The 13,153-nt window shown below is 71.4% G+C and carries 15 protein-coding genes and 1 pseudogene; 6 read left to right on the forward strand and 10 right to left on the reverse strand.

Annotated features, from left to right (window positions below):
- Positions 1-5: 5 nt before the first annotated feature.
- From prcB to dop, 3 genes are all read right to left on the reverse strand, one after another.
- Positions 6-863, reverse strand: a complete 858-nt coding sequence (gene prcB, locus VA596_RS17370) for a proteasome subunit beta (RefSeq protein ID WP_323328326.1) — start codon at positions 861-863, stop codon at positions 6-8.
- A 143-nt stretch (positions 864-1,006) separates the two neighbouring features.
- On the reverse strand, positions 1,007-1,201 hold the full coding sequence (locus VA596_RS17375) for a ubiquitin-like protein Pup (RefSeq protein WP_013226725.1): 195 nt from the start codon (positions 1,199-1,201) through the stop codon (positions 1,007-1,009).
- Positions 1,202-1,287: 86 nt separating this feature from the next.
- Positions 1,288-2,790: a depupylase/deamidase Dop gene (gene dop / locus VA596_RS17380; protein ID WP_323328329.1), complete on the reverse strand. Its 1,503-nt coding sequence runs from the start codon at positions 2,788-2,790 to the stop codon at positions 1,288-1,290.
- A gap of 42 nt (positions 2,791-2,832) precedes the next feature.
- Between dop and VA596_RS17385 the strand changes: the two genes are divergently transcribed.
- Entirely contained in the window at positions 2,833-3,351 is a 519-nt protein-coding gene (locus tag VA596_RS17385; protein ID WP_323328331.1) for an NUDIX domain-containing protein, read from the forward strand.
- On the opposite strand, the gene VA596_RS17390 is transcribed toward VA596_RS17385, so the two are convergent.
- The 3 genes from VA596_RS17390 to VA596_RS17400 form a co-directional block, all read right to left on the reverse strand.
- Complete coding sequence (locus VA596_RS17390) at positions 3,342-3,950, reverse strand: hypothetical protein (protein ID WP_323328333.1); 609 nt, start codon at positions 3,948-3,950, stop codon at positions 3,342-3,344. The two genes, VA596_RS17385 and VA596_RS17390, sit on opposite strands and share 10 nt — an antisense overlap.
- 68 nt (positions 3,951-4,018) lie before the next feature.
- A complete protein-coding gene (locus VA596_RS17395; protein ID WP_323328335.1) occupies positions 4,019-4,957 on the reverse strand; it encodes an aldo/keto reductase in 939 nt (312 codons plus the stop codon).
- A gap of 8 nt (positions 4,958-4,965) precedes the next feature.
- Positions 4,966-5,301, reverse strand: a complete 336-nt coding sequence (locus VA596_RS17400; protein WP_323328337.1) for a hypothetical protein — start codon at positions 5,299-5,301, stop codon at positions 4,966-4,968.
- A gap of 91 nt (positions 5,302-5,392) precedes the next feature.
- On the opposite strand from VA596_RS17400, the gene VA596_RS17405 reads away from it, so the two are divergent.
- Together VA596_RS17405 and VA596_RS17410 are read left to right on the forward strand one after the other, a co-directional pair.
- On the forward strand, positions 5,393-5,728 hold the full coding sequence (locus VA596_RS17405) for an ArsR/SmtB family transcription factor (RefSeq protein WP_323328339.1): 336 nt from the start codon (positions 5,393-5,395) through the stop codon (positions 5,726-5,728).
- A gap of 67 nt (positions 5,729-5,795) precedes the next feature.
- The gene (locus VA596_RS17410) at positions 5,796-6,689 is read left to right on the forward strand and encodes a TIGR03620 family F420-dependent LLM class oxidoreductase (RefSeq protein ID WP_323328341.1); all 894 of its coding nucleotides are present in this window, start codon (positions 5,796-5,798) and stop codon (positions 6,687-6,689) included.
- On the opposite strand, the pseudogene VA596_RS17415 reads toward VA596_RS17410, so the two are convergent.
- Positions 6,666-7,476, reverse strand: a pseudogene (locus VA596_RS17415) (DUF3626 domain-containing protein). The gene VA596_RS17410 and the pseudogene VA596_RS17415 sit on opposite strands and share 24 nt — an antisense overlap.
- Positions 7,477-7,574: 98 nt before the next feature.
- Between VA596_RS17415 and VA596_RS17420 the strand changes: the two are divergent.
- Positions 7,575-8,501, forward strand: coding sequence for a DMT family transporter (locus VA596_RS17420; RefSeq protein WP_323328343.1), 927 nt, complete (start codon positions 7,575-7,577; stop codon positions 8,499-8,501).
- Between the two features lie 58 nt (positions 8,502-8,559).
- Here VA596_RS17420 and arc read toward each other — a convergent pair whose 3' ends face one another.
- A complete protein-coding gene (arc, locus tag VA596_RS17425) occupies positions 8,560-10,362 on the reverse strand; it encodes a proteasome ATPase (RefSeq protein ID WP_323328345.1) in 1,803 nt (600 codons plus the stop codon).
- A gap of 361 nt (positions 10,363-10,723) precedes the next feature.
- Between arc and VA596_RS17430 the strand changes: the two genes are divergently transcribed.
- Positions 10,724-11,593, forward strand: coding sequence for a hypothetical protein (locus tag VA596_RS17430; RefSeq protein ID WP_323328347.1), 870 nt, complete (start codon positions 10,724-10,726; stop codon positions 11,591-11,593).
- Positions 11,594-11,606: 13 nt separating this feature from the next.
- Positions 11,607-12,056 (forward strand): hypothetical protein, encoded by a 450-nt coding sequence (locus VA596_RS17435; protein WP_323328349.1) that lies wholly within the window; start codon positions 11,607-11,609, stop codon positions 12,054-12,056.
- Here the strand turns inward: VA596_RS17435 and VA596_RS17440 are convergent.
- Together VA596_RS17440 and VA596_RS17445 are read right to left on the reverse strand one after the other, a co-directional pair.
- Positions 12,053-12,286 (reverse strand): pentapeptide repeat-containing protein, encoded by a 234-nt coding sequence (locus VA596_RS17440; RefSeq protein ID WP_323328873.1) that lies wholly within the window; start codon positions 12,284-12,286, stop codon positions 12,053-12,055. The genes VA596_RS17435 and VA596_RS17440 overlap by 4 nt on opposite strands.
- Before the next feature lie 21 nt (positions 12,287-12,307).
- A complete protein-coding gene (locus VA596_RS17445) occupies positions 12,308-13,138 on the reverse strand; it encodes a tRNA (adenine-N1)-methyltransferase (protein ID WP_323328874.1) in 831 nt (276 codons plus the stop codon).
- Between the last annotated feature and the right edge of the window lie 15 nt (positions 13,139-13,153).

A 13,153-nucleotide genomic window follows, 5' to 3' on the forward strand; every position in this document is an offset into this window, starting at 1 on the left:
CGCATTCAGGAGAGCCGCTGCTGCTGGCGCTCGATCCGGCCGGCCACCACGGCCTCCGCGACCGCCGCCGTCTCCGACTCGGGCAGCTGCACGGCCCCGTGCTCCGCGGTGATCGTCACGACGCTCGGGAAGATCCGGCGCACCAGGTCCGGCCCGCCCGAGGCGGTGTCGTCGTCGGCCGCGTCGTACAGCGCCTCGACGGCGACGCGCGTCGCGCCCTCGACGTCGGCGTCCGGGTCGTGGAGCTTCTTCAGCGCGGATTTCGCGAACAGCGAACCCGAACCGATCCCGGCGTACCCGCCGTTCTCCTCGTAGCGCCCGCCCGCTGCGTCGTAGGAGACGATCCGGCCCGCGTGCTTGGCGTCCTCGGCCTCCAGGTCGTACCCGACGAACAGCGGGATCGCCGCCAGCCCGGCCATCGCCATCTCGAGGTTCGCCTTGACCATCCCGGCCAGCTTGTTCGTCTTGCCGTCCAGGGACAGCGAAACGCCCTCGATCTTCTCGTAGTGCGCCAGCTCGACGGCGTACAACCGCACCATCTCCACGGCCAGCCCCGCCGTGCCCGCGATGCCCACCGCCGAGTACTCGTCGGTGACGTGCACCTTCTCGATGTCGCGGCTCGCGATCAGGTTCCCCGACGTCGCCCGCCGGTCGCCCGCGATCAGCACACCGCCCGCGAACGTCAGCGCGACGATCGTCGTCCCGTGCGGCACGCCCAGCTCCGCCACACCACCACCGGACACCCGGCGCTCAGGGAGCAGTTCCGGCGCCTGCACCCGCAGGAAGTCCGAAAACGACGACGACGCCGACGAGAAGTACGCGGCCGGCAGCGCGGGACCCGAGATGCCCCTGGTGTTGTCCATACGTGCTCAAAAATCCCATCTGTGCGGGCCATGGGGGCCGGTGCCCCGCGCCCGGTGACCCCGGCCCGCACGGACCACGGTCACCACCACGCGGAACCCCGGCCGCCAGCTGAACGGTCGGCAAGGGCGCGGCGCCCGAGCGGCTACTCGCCGCCCTTCTGCACGTAAGCGCGGACGAAGTCCTCGGCGTTCTCTTCCAGCACGTCGTCGATCTCGTCGAGGATCGTGTCGACGTCCTCGCCGAGCTTCTCGCGCCGTTCCTGACCCGCCGCGCCGGTGTCGTCGAACTCCTCGTCGGAGTCACCACCGCCGTGCTTTTCGATCTTTTCCTGGGCCATCTCGCCTCCCGGTGTGGCTGATGTTTCCTAGCCTACCCAGCGGCCCCGACATTCGGGGTCAACGCCGCGTTCCGTGTGCGTACCGCCTAGTCCGAACCGGTGAGCGCCTCCACCAGCTCCTCCGCCGTCGCCGCGTTGTCCAGCAACTTGCCGACGTGCGCCTTGGTCCCCCGCAGCGGCTCCAGCGTCGGGATCCGCACCAGCGACTCCTTGCCGACGTCGAAGATGACCGAGTCCCACGACGCGGCCGCGATCGAGCTCGCGTACTTCTCCAGCGCCCGGCCCCGGAAGTAGGCTCGCGTGTCCGACGGCGGCGTCGTCACCGCGGCCAGCACCTCTTCCTCGGTCACCAGCCGCTTCATCGACCCGCGCGTGACCAGCCGGTTGTACAGGCCCTTCGCCAGCCGCACGTCCGAGTACTGCAGGTCCACCAGGCGCAGCCGCGGCGCGCCCCAGGCGAGGCTGTCCCGCTGGCGGTAGCCCTCCAGCAGCCGCAGCTTCGCCGGCCAGTCCAGCCGGTCCGCGCACTCCTGCGGGTCCCGCGCCAGCGCGTCCAGCACCTCGCCCCAGACGCGCAGCACCTCCTTGGCCGCCTCGTCCGCGCCCGTGCGCTCAAGGTTCTGCGAAGCGATCTCGTGGTAGGCGAACTGCAGGTCGAGCCCGGTGTACTTCTTGCCGTTCGCCAGCGCGACCTGCGCCTTCAGCGTCGGGTCGTGGCTGATCTGGTGCACGGCCTTGACCGGCTCGTCCAGCTTCAGGTCGTCGAAGCGGATGCCGGACTCGATCAGGTCCAGCACCAGCGCAGTCGTGCCGACCTTGAGGTAGGTCGAGTACTCGGACATGTTCGCGTCGCCGATGATGACGTGCAGCCGCCGGTACTTGTCCGCGTCCGCGTGCGGCTCGTCGCGGGTGTTGATGATCCCGCGCTTCAGCGTCGTCTCCAGGCCGACCTCGACCTCGATGTAGTCCGCACGCTGGGAGAGCTGGAACCCGGCTTCCTCGCTCTGCTGCCCGATCCCGACCCGGCCCGACCCGGTCATCACCTGCCGCGACACGAAGAACGGCGTCAGCCCGGCGATGATCGCGGTGAAGGGGGTCGACCGCGCGCACAGGTAGTTCTCGTGCGTGCCGTAGCTGGCGCCCTTGCCGTCGACGTTGTTCTTGTACAGCTGGAGCGGGGGCTGCCCGGGCACGGACGCCGCCTTCAGCGCGGCCTCCTCCATCACCCGTTCGCCCGCCTTGTCCCAGATGACCGCGTCCCGCGCGTTCGTCACCTCGGGTGCCGAGTACTCCGGGTGCGCGTGGTCGACGTAGAGCCGCGCCCCGTTGGTCAGGATGACGTTCGCCGCCCCGAGGTCCTCGACGTCCGGGTCGTGACCCGGCCCGCCGGGGCCGGTCAGGTCGAACCCGCGCGCGTCGCGCAGCGGCGACTCCACCTCGTAGTCCCACCGCGCCCGCCGCGCGCGCGGGATGTCCGCCGCCGCCGCGTAGGCGAGCACGACCTGGGTCGAGGTGAGTACCGGGTTCGCCGTCGCGTCGCCCGGCACCGAGATGCCGTACTCGACTTCGGTTCCCATGATCCGCCGCATGTCCACCACCCTACGGGGTGGGCCTAGTGGGACGATGCACCCATGCCAGGCAGTGACGAACTCGTTGCCCTCTATGACCGGACCGGCTCGGTGGTCGGCTCGGCCACCCGCTCCCGCGTCCGCGCGGAGGCCCTGTGGCACGCCGCCGGCGTCGTGCTGGTCCGTTCGGGTGACGGAAACGCGGTCTACGTGCACCTCCGCACCCCCGGCAAGGACGTCTTCCCGTCCACCTGGGACTGCTGGGCGGGCGGTGTGGTCGCCGCCGGCGAGTCACCGGCCGAGTGCGCCCGCCGCGAACTGGCCGAAGAGCTGGGCGTCCACGGGGTGGAACCCGTTCCGCTGTTCACGAAGGTGTACGACGACGGCCGCAACCGCTGCCACAAATTCGCCTTCGAGGTCCGCTGGGACGGCCCGATCCGCCACCAGGCCGAGGAGATCGTCGAAGGCCGCTGGATCCCGCTGGCCGAGCTGCGCGCCTGGATCGACGACCCGGCACCGGAGCTGCCGTTCATCCCCGACGGCCGCGAGGGCGTCCAGGAGTGGTTCCGCCGCTACGGCTGAGCCGCCGGCGCCGTCAGCTTCGCCGTCATCGCGGGCAGCAGCCGCTTCGCCGCGTCGATCGCCCGTGCCTCGGTGCTCGCCGAGACGGTCAGCCCTGACACGAGCGTGCCCTTCGCCAGCAGCACGGTGCACGTCTTGCCGTCGCACCAGGCGCCCTGGCGCTCGACCCCGGCCTGGGCCGGGAGCTCCACCTGGTGCCCGGCGCACACCGCGTTCGCCACGACGTCGGCGCCCGGGCGGTCCGGGTACGCGGCGACCCGGTGCCGCAGCACCGACCCGCTCGGGTACCGCCAGCTCGCGGTCCGGCTCGTCGCCGACGGCTCGTCCGACAGGCAGCCCGACGCCGCACCGGAACCGGGCTCCACGCCCTCTTCGGCGACGTCCTGATCGGTCAGCAGCACCCGCTCCACGAGCGGCCCGGGGTCCGGGGCCGCCGGGGTGACCGGAGCCGCCTTCGGGGCCGGCACCTGGACCTCGGGGGTCCGCACGGGCTGCGTGGCCGACGGGGCCGGATCGTCGTAGTACGTCTCGAGGTTGTTCGGGTCGGGCCCGTCGCATCCCGTGAGGCCGACCAACGCGACCGCGGCCAAGGCAACCACCTGGCGATGACGCACCTGCTCCGGCCTTCCCGTTGTCCGTGTGTGCTTGCGAAGAGTAGTGCAGCCGCTCAGTGCCACCCCAAAGAGGACCGGTGACGCCAGTACTCCCCTGGATCCTCCGCCAGCCCGGCCAGCACGGCTTCCTCGTCCGTGCTCAGGGAAAGCGTGGTGGCGCGCAGGTTCGCCGCCAGCTGCGGCGAACTGGCCGGGCCGATGACGGCCGTGTCCACCCAGTCGTTCGCCAGCACCGCCGCCACGGCGACCGCGTCCGGGCCCGTCCCGTGCGCCTCGGCGATGTCCAGCACCGCTCGCGGCGCCTCGACCGCGAGCCTGCCGTTGGCCAGGGTTTCCTTGACCAGCACCCGGTTCCCGGCCGCGTGCGCCGCGGCCAGCGCCGTCCCGGCCGAGGGTTCCAGGGGGTTCCACGTCGACTGCACCGCCGAGAACACCGGCCGCCCGGCCACCTCCAGCCCGAACGCGCGCTCGATCGCGTCGGCCTGGGCGGGCCCGGACGTCGAGAACCCGACCGCGACGCCGTTCGCGGAGAGTTCCGCCAGCGCCTCGATCAGCGGCTCGTCGGTGAACAGTGGACTGTCCACAGTGAGCGAATGGACCTGGTAGAGGCGCACCCGATCCCCCAGCAGGGCCAGGGTTTCCGCCCACTGCGCGGCGAACCGCGCCGCCGAGTGCTCCTTCACCTCGTGCACCTCGGCGTCGAGCCGCCACCCGCCGACGTAGGCGTACCCCCACTTGCTCGAGACGTCGACGTCGGTGTGCCCGCGCTCGTCGAGCCACCCGGCCAGGAACTCCTCCGAGCGCCCGTAGGAGCGGGCGACGTCGACCCGCCGGATCCCGGCGGCGTAGGCGTCGTCGAGCACGGTGAACGTCGCGGCCCGCATCGAAGCCACGTCGCGCACGGCCGGCAGCGCCCCGTCCCGCCCCAGGTTGATGTAGGCGGGCCGGCCCAGCGCGGCCAGGCCGAGTGCGATGCGATCTGCGCCTTCCATCGTTGTCCTCATCCGTTCTGCTTGTGCCGGAGGATGGCGAGCCACTGGCCGGCCGTCTGGGCCTGGCGGTGCAGCTTCTCGAGGCGCGCGGCCGGGGCCCGGACGTACCCCTTGCCGAAGACGGGCGCGATCTGGCGGAGGCTGGCGCCGCCTTCGCGGGCGGCGAGCAGCGCCCAGTCGGACGCGTCGGCGCAGGCCGCGGAGGCGCGGCGGAGCTCGCCGAGGATGTCGATCAGCTCCTGGGCGCTGACCTCCTCCGCGTCGACGGCGGCGGCCGTCGTCTCCAGCCAGGCCATGACGTCGGCTTCGGTGATGGGCGCGCGGGGCCGGGTTTCTTCGCTCACGGCCGGGAAGTATAGGTCGTTATACGCACGTAGGCGGGGAGCCCACGCCGTGTCGCATCGGGCTGTCGCGATGTGATCTACCATCGGCACGATGACGACGCGCACCGGCTCCGTGCCGGAGGTCGAGCAGCTGCTCGAGGTGTTCAAGGCGCTCGCGAACCCGGTGCGGCTGCAGATCCTCGGGTGGCTGCGGGAGCCGGAGGAGAACTTCCTCGAGGAGCGCGGCCGGATGGTGGTCGAGGCCGGGGTGTGCGTGAGCCACATCCAGGCTAAGGCCGGCCTGGCCCAGTCGACCGTCTCGGCCTACATGGCGTCCCTGCAGCGCGCCGGGCTGGTGCGCGCGACCCGGGTCGGCAAGTGGACGCACTACCGGCGCGACGAGGAGCGGATCGCCGGCATCGTCGAGATCCTCGGCCGCTCGCTCTGAACCACTCCCCTCCCCTGCCGCCCTGGCGGCCGTTGACTCATATCGACTTTCTGCGATACTTCGATCCATGGGCACGCTCGAGAACACGCGGCTGGGCCGCTACGGGATCTGGACGTTCGACTTCGAAGACCAGCCGGCGAGCCGGATGCGCGACACCGCGCAGGAACTGGAGGACCAGGGCTGGCCGGCGCTCTGGATCCCGGAACGCGACGGCCGGGAAGCCCTGACCCACGCCGGGTTCCTGCTGGCCTCGACCACGCGCCTCGCGGTCGTCAACGGCATCGCGCAGATCTGGGCGCGGGAGCCGCGGTGGACGCGCGGCGCGGCCCTGCTGCTGGCCGACGCCCACCCGGACCGGCACGTCCTGGGTCTCGGCTTCGGCGGCGGCCGTCCCGGGACGACCAGCCCGCTGCGGGCCATGAGCGAGTACCTCGACGCCATGGACGCCGTCACCAGCGCCAACCCGGCGCCGAGCGGGCCCGAGCGGCGCATCCTGGCCGCGTACGGGCCCAAGATGCTGGAACTGGCCCGTGACCGCACCGCCGGCGCGCACACCTACCACGTGACACCGCGGCACACCGCGCAGGCGCGCGAGATCCTGGGCGGCGCGTTCCTCGGCGTCGAGCAGGCCGTGCTCTTCGAGACCGACCCCGGCCGGGCCCGCCAGATCGCCCGGGCACACCTGCACCCGTACCTGACGCAGAAGTACAACGTCGCCAAGTTCCGGCGGCTCGGCTACACCGAGGCCGACATCGACGGCGGCCGCGGGAGCGACCGGATCGTCGACGACCTCGTCGTCTGGGGCGACCTCGACACGATCACCGCCCGGCTGGGCGAGCACCTCGACGCGGGGGCCGACCACGTCGGCGTCCAGGTCGTCGGGATCGAGCCCGGAGGGTCGGCCATGCCGTGGTGGCGGCGGCTGGCCGAGGCGCTGCTACCGGCCGGCGTCACCGCGTAGCCCGAAGCGCGCGGTGCAGTGCCAGACGCGCTTGAGGGTCTGGGGATCGTGCCGGCCGGCACGCACGGCGTCACCGATGACGCGGGCGTCGAGCCACCCGCGCTCGGCGATTTCCTGGCCGGCCCGCACGACGTCCTCACCCCGGTAGTCCGCGTGCTCGGCCAGGATCGCCACGGGGAGCCGGAACCCGTGGTGCCACTCGATGGGGACCGGCAGCCCGGCCGCAGCCGCCTCGACGTCGGTCCCGCGGAACGCCGGGTCCAGCACCAGCGCCTCGACGTGCGCGTCCAGCCGGAGCGGGCCGTGCACGTGGGCCTCGATGTGGTCGTCGAGTTCGTCCGCTTCGGCCGCTTCGGCCGCTTCGGCCGCTTCGGCCGCTTCGGCCGCTTCGGCCGCTTCGGCCGCTTCGGCCGCTTCGGCGAGCGGCACCAGCGGCATGTGCCCGGCGGTGCCGAAGTCGGCCGGCTCGCCGAAGCTGTCCGGGTAGCAGAAGGTCGTCCGCCGCAGCACGTCCCGCTTGAGCCGCAGATGGGACGAGCCGAACCGGACCGAGCCACCGGCCGGGCGGCGGCGGTAGTTGAGCGAGCCGTACTTGGGCCGCGCGGACGCCGTTGCTGGTGCCGGTCTCGAAGTGCGAGCGGTAGACGCCGCGCCGCAGCAACGGCACGTCCCCCACCAGCCGGTCCGGGTGGAAATGCACGGTGACGTCCAGGTCGGCGGCCAGCGGCGGCCCCGACACCCTGCCTGCGACGTGCTCGATCGCCCGTTTCCATGCTGTGTCCCCCATGGGCTTGAATTCTACCCCGGCAGTATAGGTCGTTATACACACCACGACGACCGAAAACCGCTGGCCCCGCAGGCGGTCGCCCGGCTTGACTACGCGTCATGGGTTTCGGGGTCACCGTGCGGTTCGCGTTGCTGGCGATCGTATGGGGTGCGAGCTTCCTGTTCATCAAGGTGGGCCTCGACGGCCTCTCCCCCGCCCAGGTCGCGCTGGCGCGGGTCTCGCTGGGCGCGCTGGCGCTGGCCGCGGTGCTCGTCGCCCGCCGTCGCGCGCTCCCCCGCGATCCCGCTCTGTGGGGGCATCTCGCGGTCGTGTCGGTGCTGTTGTGCGTCGTGCCGTTCCTGCTGTTCTCCTGGGCCGAGCAGTACATTTCGTCCGGTTTGGCCAGTATCTTCAACGCGACGACGCCGCTCATCACGATGCTGCTGGCCGCGGCGGCGCTGCCCGAGGAGCGGTTCACGCCGCCGCGGGTGCTGGGGCTGCTGCTCGGTTTCCTGGGCGTGCTCACGATCGTCGGGGTGTGGCACGGCGTCGACGTCTCGCACCAGCTGACGGCTCAGCTCGCCTGCCTCGGCGCCACGACCTGTTACGGCGCGTGCTTCGTCTACATGCGCCGGTTCGTCTCCCCGCGCGGCGCGGACCCGGTGGTCGTCGCGTTCGGGCAGACCGCATCGGCGACGGTCATCCTGGGCCTGCTGGCGCCGGCCATCGCGACCACGCCGATCCACCTGACGCTCTCGGTCGTGCTGAGCATGGTGGCCCTCGGCGTCTTCGGCACGGGCCTGGCTTATGCCTGGAACGTCCGGATCATCGCGGCCTGGGGCGCGGCCAACGCGTCGGCGGTGACCTACCTCACACCGGTCGTCGGCGTGCTGCTGGGCGTCCTGGTGCTGCACGAACCGGTCAGCTGGAACCAGCCTGCCGGCGCGATCCTGGTGGTGCTGGGCATTCTCGCCGCGCACGGACGGCTGCGCGTCCGCCGAAAGACCCTCCTGCCGACGCCCGAAGCCGAACCGGCCCGGGACTGACCCCGGACACGCCGATGGGGCGGCCGCCGCGGCGACCGCCCCATCGGATGTTCGGGTACTACAGGTACTGCCCGGTGTTCGTGGCGGTGTCGATCGCCCGCCCCGAGTCCTGGTTCTTGCCGGTGACGAGCGTGCGGATGTAGACGATCCGCTCGCCCTTCTTGCCGGAGATCCGGGCCCAGTCGTCCGGGTTGGTGGTGTTCGGCAGGTCCTCGTTCTCCGCGAACTCGTCGACGATCGCGTCCAGCAGGTGCTGCACGCGCAGGCCGGGCTGGTTGGTCTCCAGCACCGACTTGATGGCCGACTTCTTCGCCCGGTCCACGATGTTCTGGATCATCGCGCCCGAGTTGAAGTCACGGAAGTACAGGACCTCCTTGTCCCCGTTGGCGTAGGTCACCTCGAGGAACCGGTTCTCGTCGCTCTCCTCGTACATCCGCTCGACCGTGTGCTGGATCATCGCGTCGAACGTCGCCTTCGAGTCCCCGCCGAACTCGGCGAGGTCGTCGGCGTGGATCGGCAGGCCTTCGGCCAGGTACTTGGAGAAGATGTCCTTCGCGCCTTCGGCGTCCGGACGCTCGATCTTGATCTTGACGTCGAGCCGGCCCGGCCGCAGGATCGCCGGGTCGATCATGTCCTCACGGTTCGAGGCACCGATGACGATGACGTTTTCGAGGCCTTCGACACCGTCGATCTCGGAGAGCAGCTGCGGGACGATCGTGGTCTCCACGTCGGACGAAACGCCCGACCCACGGGTCCGGAAGATCGAGTCCATCTCGTCGAAGAACACGATCACCGGGGTGCCCTCGGAGGCCTTCTCCCGCGCCCGCTGGAAGATCAGGCGGATGTGCCGCTCGGTCTCCCCGACGAACTTGTTGAGCAGCTCGGGACCCTTGATGTTCAGGAAGTAGGACTTCCCGTCCTCGTTGTCGCCCCGCGCCGCCGCCACCTTCTTGGCCAGCGAGTTCGCGACCGCCTTGGCGATGAGCGTCTTGCCGCAGCCCGGCGGGCCGTAGAGCAGGACGCCCTTCGGCGGGCGCAGCTGGTACTCCTGGTAGAGGTCGGCGTGCAGGAACGGCAGCTCGACCGCGTCCCTGATCTGCTCGATCTGCCGGGTGAGGCCGCCGATGTCCTCGTAGCGGACGTCCGGCACCTCCTCCAGCACCAGGTCCTCGACCTCCGCCTTCGGCACGCGCTCGTACGCGTAGCCGGCCTTGGAGTCGACCAGGAGCGAGTCGCCGGGCTTCAGCGGCTGCTCCGCCAGCAGATCGGAGAGCAGGACCACCCGCTCCTCGTCCGCGTGCCCGACCACCAGCGCACGGGGGCTCGCGCCCTCGACGTCGGGGGCGAGCACCTCGCGCAACGCGCACACCTCGCCGGTGCGCTCGAAGTCGCCGCCCTCGACCACGGTCAGGGCTTCGTTGAGCCGCAGCGCCTGGCCGCGTCGCAACGACGAGATCTCCACCGCGGGTGAAACGGACACCCGCATCTTCCGGCCGGCCGTGAACACGTCCACCGTGTTGTCCTCGTACGCCGTGACGAACACGCCGTACCCGGACGGTGGCTGGGCCAGCCGGTCGACCTCTTCACGGAGAGCGAGGAGCTGTCCTCGCGCTTCGCGCAGGGTTTCGACCAGTTTGGTGTTGCGCTCGGTGAGCTGGCTCACCCTTTCCGAGGCCTCGGCGAGTCGCTGCTCGAGAACCCGGTTCTGCCGTGGCGAGTCGGTCAGTTTGCGGCGCAGCAGCGCCACTTCCTCCTCGAGAAAACGGATCTGCCGAGCTTGCTCGTCCGCCGTCGTCCCAGCTCCGGATGTTGCTGAAGGGTCGGCCTCCTCGCGCCGACCTCCGGGAAGGTCATGATGCATCGGGCACCTCCTCGGAGTGCTTTTCATTCCACGGTACCGGCGATCACCGACAAGAAAAGGCCTTTCCGCATCACAAGATCGGCGCGTCGCGGTTTCTTCCCTCCGTCCAGCACGGACATTCCCGCAGCACAAGGGGCCATTTGTGTGCCGTGACACGAAGTCGGAGCGGGGTCTTCCGGTGCCGGACGAAGCAAGCACGACGGGAGTACCCAGCCCCCGGCGGCGCCAACCGTGCCCAAGCCGGGCAATTCCGGCCAGTTCCGCCCTAACCGCGCGGCGAGCACGCGCGGTGACTAGCATCGGGCCGACGCGGCCACCGGATGGCCGAATCACGGCGCAGGAACGCTAGGGGGCATCACTCATGACCTACCCGCCGCAGCAACCGGGCGGCTACGGCCAGCAGCCCGGCGGCCACGGGCAGCAGCCCGGGCCCTACGGCCAGCCCCAGCCGGGTGGCTACCCCCAGAGCGGTCCCCAGCCCCAGCCCGGCTACGGCGGCACCCAGCAGTTCGGCCAGCCGGATCCCTACGGGCAGCCGCCGCAGGGCGGTTACCCGCCCCAGCCTGGCTCTCAGCCCCCGTACGGCGGCCAGCAGGACCCGTGGGGCCAGCCGCAGCAGGGCGGCTACGGCCAGCCCCAGCAGAACTTCGGCGGCTACGACCCGTACGGCGGCGGTGGCGGCGGCTTCGGTGACGCTCCGCCGCCCAAGAAGAAGAAAACCGGGCTCATCATCGGCATCGCGGTGGGCGCCGTCATCGTCGTCGGCGGTGGCGTGACGGCGCTGGTGCTGGCCCTCAACGGGGACGACAACACCACCGCCGCGCCGCCCGCGAGCAGCAGCTCCCCCGCCCCGACGTCGGCGCCGAAGAAGACCACCCCCAAGTCCACGTCGCCGACCAGCCCGTCGACGAAGGGCACGAAGCCGGCCGGCGGCCCCGCCCCCGGCGGCAAGCCCAGCTCGCCGGAGCTGTTCGCCTCGACGATCGACGCGTACAACGCGGGTGACGAGAAGGCCCTCGGCAACGTCATCTGCCGGAGCGTCTTCGAAGGCACCACGGGGTCCATCCCGAAGGTCACGGTGAAGCTCACCGGCGACCCGCAGGAGACCGGGGACAAGGCCACGGTCCGGTACTCGGCCACCGACGGCAAGGCGACCAAGGTCGGCACGATGTCGGCGGCCAAGGAGTCCGGGCTCTGGTGCCTGTCCAACGTGCAGGCGGACGGCTCGTGAGGCCGCGCCGGCGGTGAACCGCGCGCTGACGGCCGGGCTCGTCCTCGTCGGCGTGGCGGGGGCGGGCGTCGTGCTGGGACTGCTGCTCGTCGCGCCGTCCGGGTCCACGCCGCCATCGGCGACCACCCCGCCCCCGGCGACCCGCACCTCGACGTCCGCGCCCCCGGACGAGGTCGACACGGCGGCGGTGGACGTGCTGGCCAAGGCGATCGTCGACGCGATCACCCGGCACGACTCGGCGGCGTTCGGCAAGCTGACCTGCCGCCCGCAGACCGCCGAAGCGCTGGCCGGGCTGCAGCGGACCTGGGACGCGGCGGGCCCGGTGACGGCGACGCTCCCGAAACCCCCGGAACTGCGTGGCGAGTCGGCGACGGCGGTGGTCCACGTCGAGGCCGCGGGCGGAACCAAGGACACGCCGTTCCCGCTGCACAAGGAGAGCGGCAAGTGGTGCGTGCCGGGTTAGCCCGGCACCTCGAACCCCGACGGCCGGCGCGTGGTCCCGTCCGACTCGACGCCGTCGAGGTTGGCGCCAGTGAGGTCCGCGCCAGTGAGGTCGGCTCCCCGTAGGTCCGCGTTCCGCAGGATCACGTCCGTCAGGGTTGCTCCGGCGAGCTTCGCGTCGCGCAGCTTCGCGCCCTCGAGATCGGCCCCGGCGAAGCAGACCGACGGAATCGCCAGGCCGCGAGCCGGAATCCCCGGTGTGCGGCCAAGCTCTCAGCCCTTGCCCTTGGCGGGCCGTCGCGACACGCGCGGGGACACCGTGCCGTCGGCCAGGCGCCGGGCCGTCAGCAGGAACGCCGTGTGGGCCACCATGCGGTGGTCCGGGCGGACCGCCAGGCCGACGACGTGCCAGGGGCGCATCAGCGTCTCCCAGGACTCCGGCTCGGTCCAGCACTGCTGCTCGCGCAGCGACTCCGTGACGCGGGACAGCTGGGTGACCGTCGCGACGTAGACCGTCAGCACGCCGCCCGGCACCAGGTGGGCGGCGACGTTCGGGAGCTGGTCCCACGGGGCCAGCATGTCGAGCACGACCCGGTCGACCTCGCCCTCGTGCGTGGCCAGGTCCGCGACCGTGAGCGACCAGTTGGCCGGCTTCTCGCCGAAGAACTTCACGACGTTGTGCTCGGCGTGCACGGCGTGGTCGTCACGGATCTCGTACGAGCTCACGTGCCCGGCCGAGCCGACGGCGCGCAGCAGTGAGCACGTCAGCGCACCCGAACCGGCACCGGCCTCGAGCACCCGAGCGCCCGGGAAGATGTCGCCCCACATGACGATCTGAGCGGCGTCCTTCGGGTAGATCACCTGGGCGCCGCGGGGCATGGAGAGCACGTAGTCCGGCAGCAGCGGCCGCAGCGCGAGGTAGGTCGAGCCGCCCGCCGAGGTGACCACCGACCCCTCGGGACGGCCGATGAGGTCGTCGTGCGCGAGACCGCCGCGGTGCGTGTGGTACTCACCGCCGTCGGCCAGCGTCAGGGTGTAGTGCCGCCCCTTCGAGTCGGTCAACTGAACCCGATCACCCGCACGAAACGGTCCGCTGACCGACAACACTTCCTCCAGAAC

Origin of the sequence: Amycolatopsis heterodermiae, assembly GCF_034929455.1 — a bacterium.
Classification (GTDB): Bacteria; Actinomycetota; Actinomycetes; order Mycobacteriales; family Pseudonocardiaceae; genus Amycolatopsis; species Amycolatopsis heterodermiae.

Excerpts from the sequence above, each read along its gene's own strand:
- VA596_RS17385 (WP_323328331.1), top strand. The coding sequence starts at position 2,833 with ATGCCAGGCAGTGACGAACTCGTTGCCCTCTATGACCGGACCGGCTCG.
- dop (WP_323328329.1), bottom strand. The coding sequence starts at position 2,790 with ATGCGGCGGATCATGGGAACCGAAGTCGAGTACGGCATCTCGGTGCCG.
- VA596_RS17375 (WP_013226725.1), bottom strand. The coding sequence starts at position 1,201 with ATGGCCCAGGAAAAGATCGAAAAGCACGGCGGTGGTGACTCCGACGAG.
- VA596_RS17405 (WP_323328339.1), top strand. The coding sequence starts at position 5,393 with ATGACGACGCGCACCGGCTCCGTGCCGGAGGTCGAGCAGCTGCTCGAG.
- VA596_RS17410 (WP_323328341.1), top strand. The coding sequence starts at position 5,796 with ATGGGCACGCTCGAGAACACGCGGCTGGGCCGCTACGGGATCTGGACG.
- prcB (WP_323328326.1), bottom strand. The coding sequence starts at position 863 with ATGGACAACACCAGGGGCATCTCGGGTCCCGCGCTGCCGGCCGCGTAC.
- VA596_RS17430 (WP_323328347.1), top strand. The coding sequence starts at position 10,724 with ATGACCTACCCGCCGCAGCAACCGGGCGGCTACGGCCAGCAGCCCGGC.
- VA596_RS17420 (WP_323328343.1), top strand. The coding sequence starts at position 7,575 with ATGGGTTTCGGGGTCACCGTGCGGTTCGCGTTGCTGGCGATCGTATGG.
- arc (WP_323328345.1), bottom strand. The coding sequence starts at position 10,362 with ATGCATCATGACCTTCCCGGAGGTCGGCGCGAGGAGGCCGACCCTTCA.
- VA596_RS17395 (WP_323328335.1), bottom strand. The coding sequence starts at position 4,957 with ATGGAAGGCGCAGATCGCATCGCACTCGGCCTGGCCGCGCTGGGCCGG.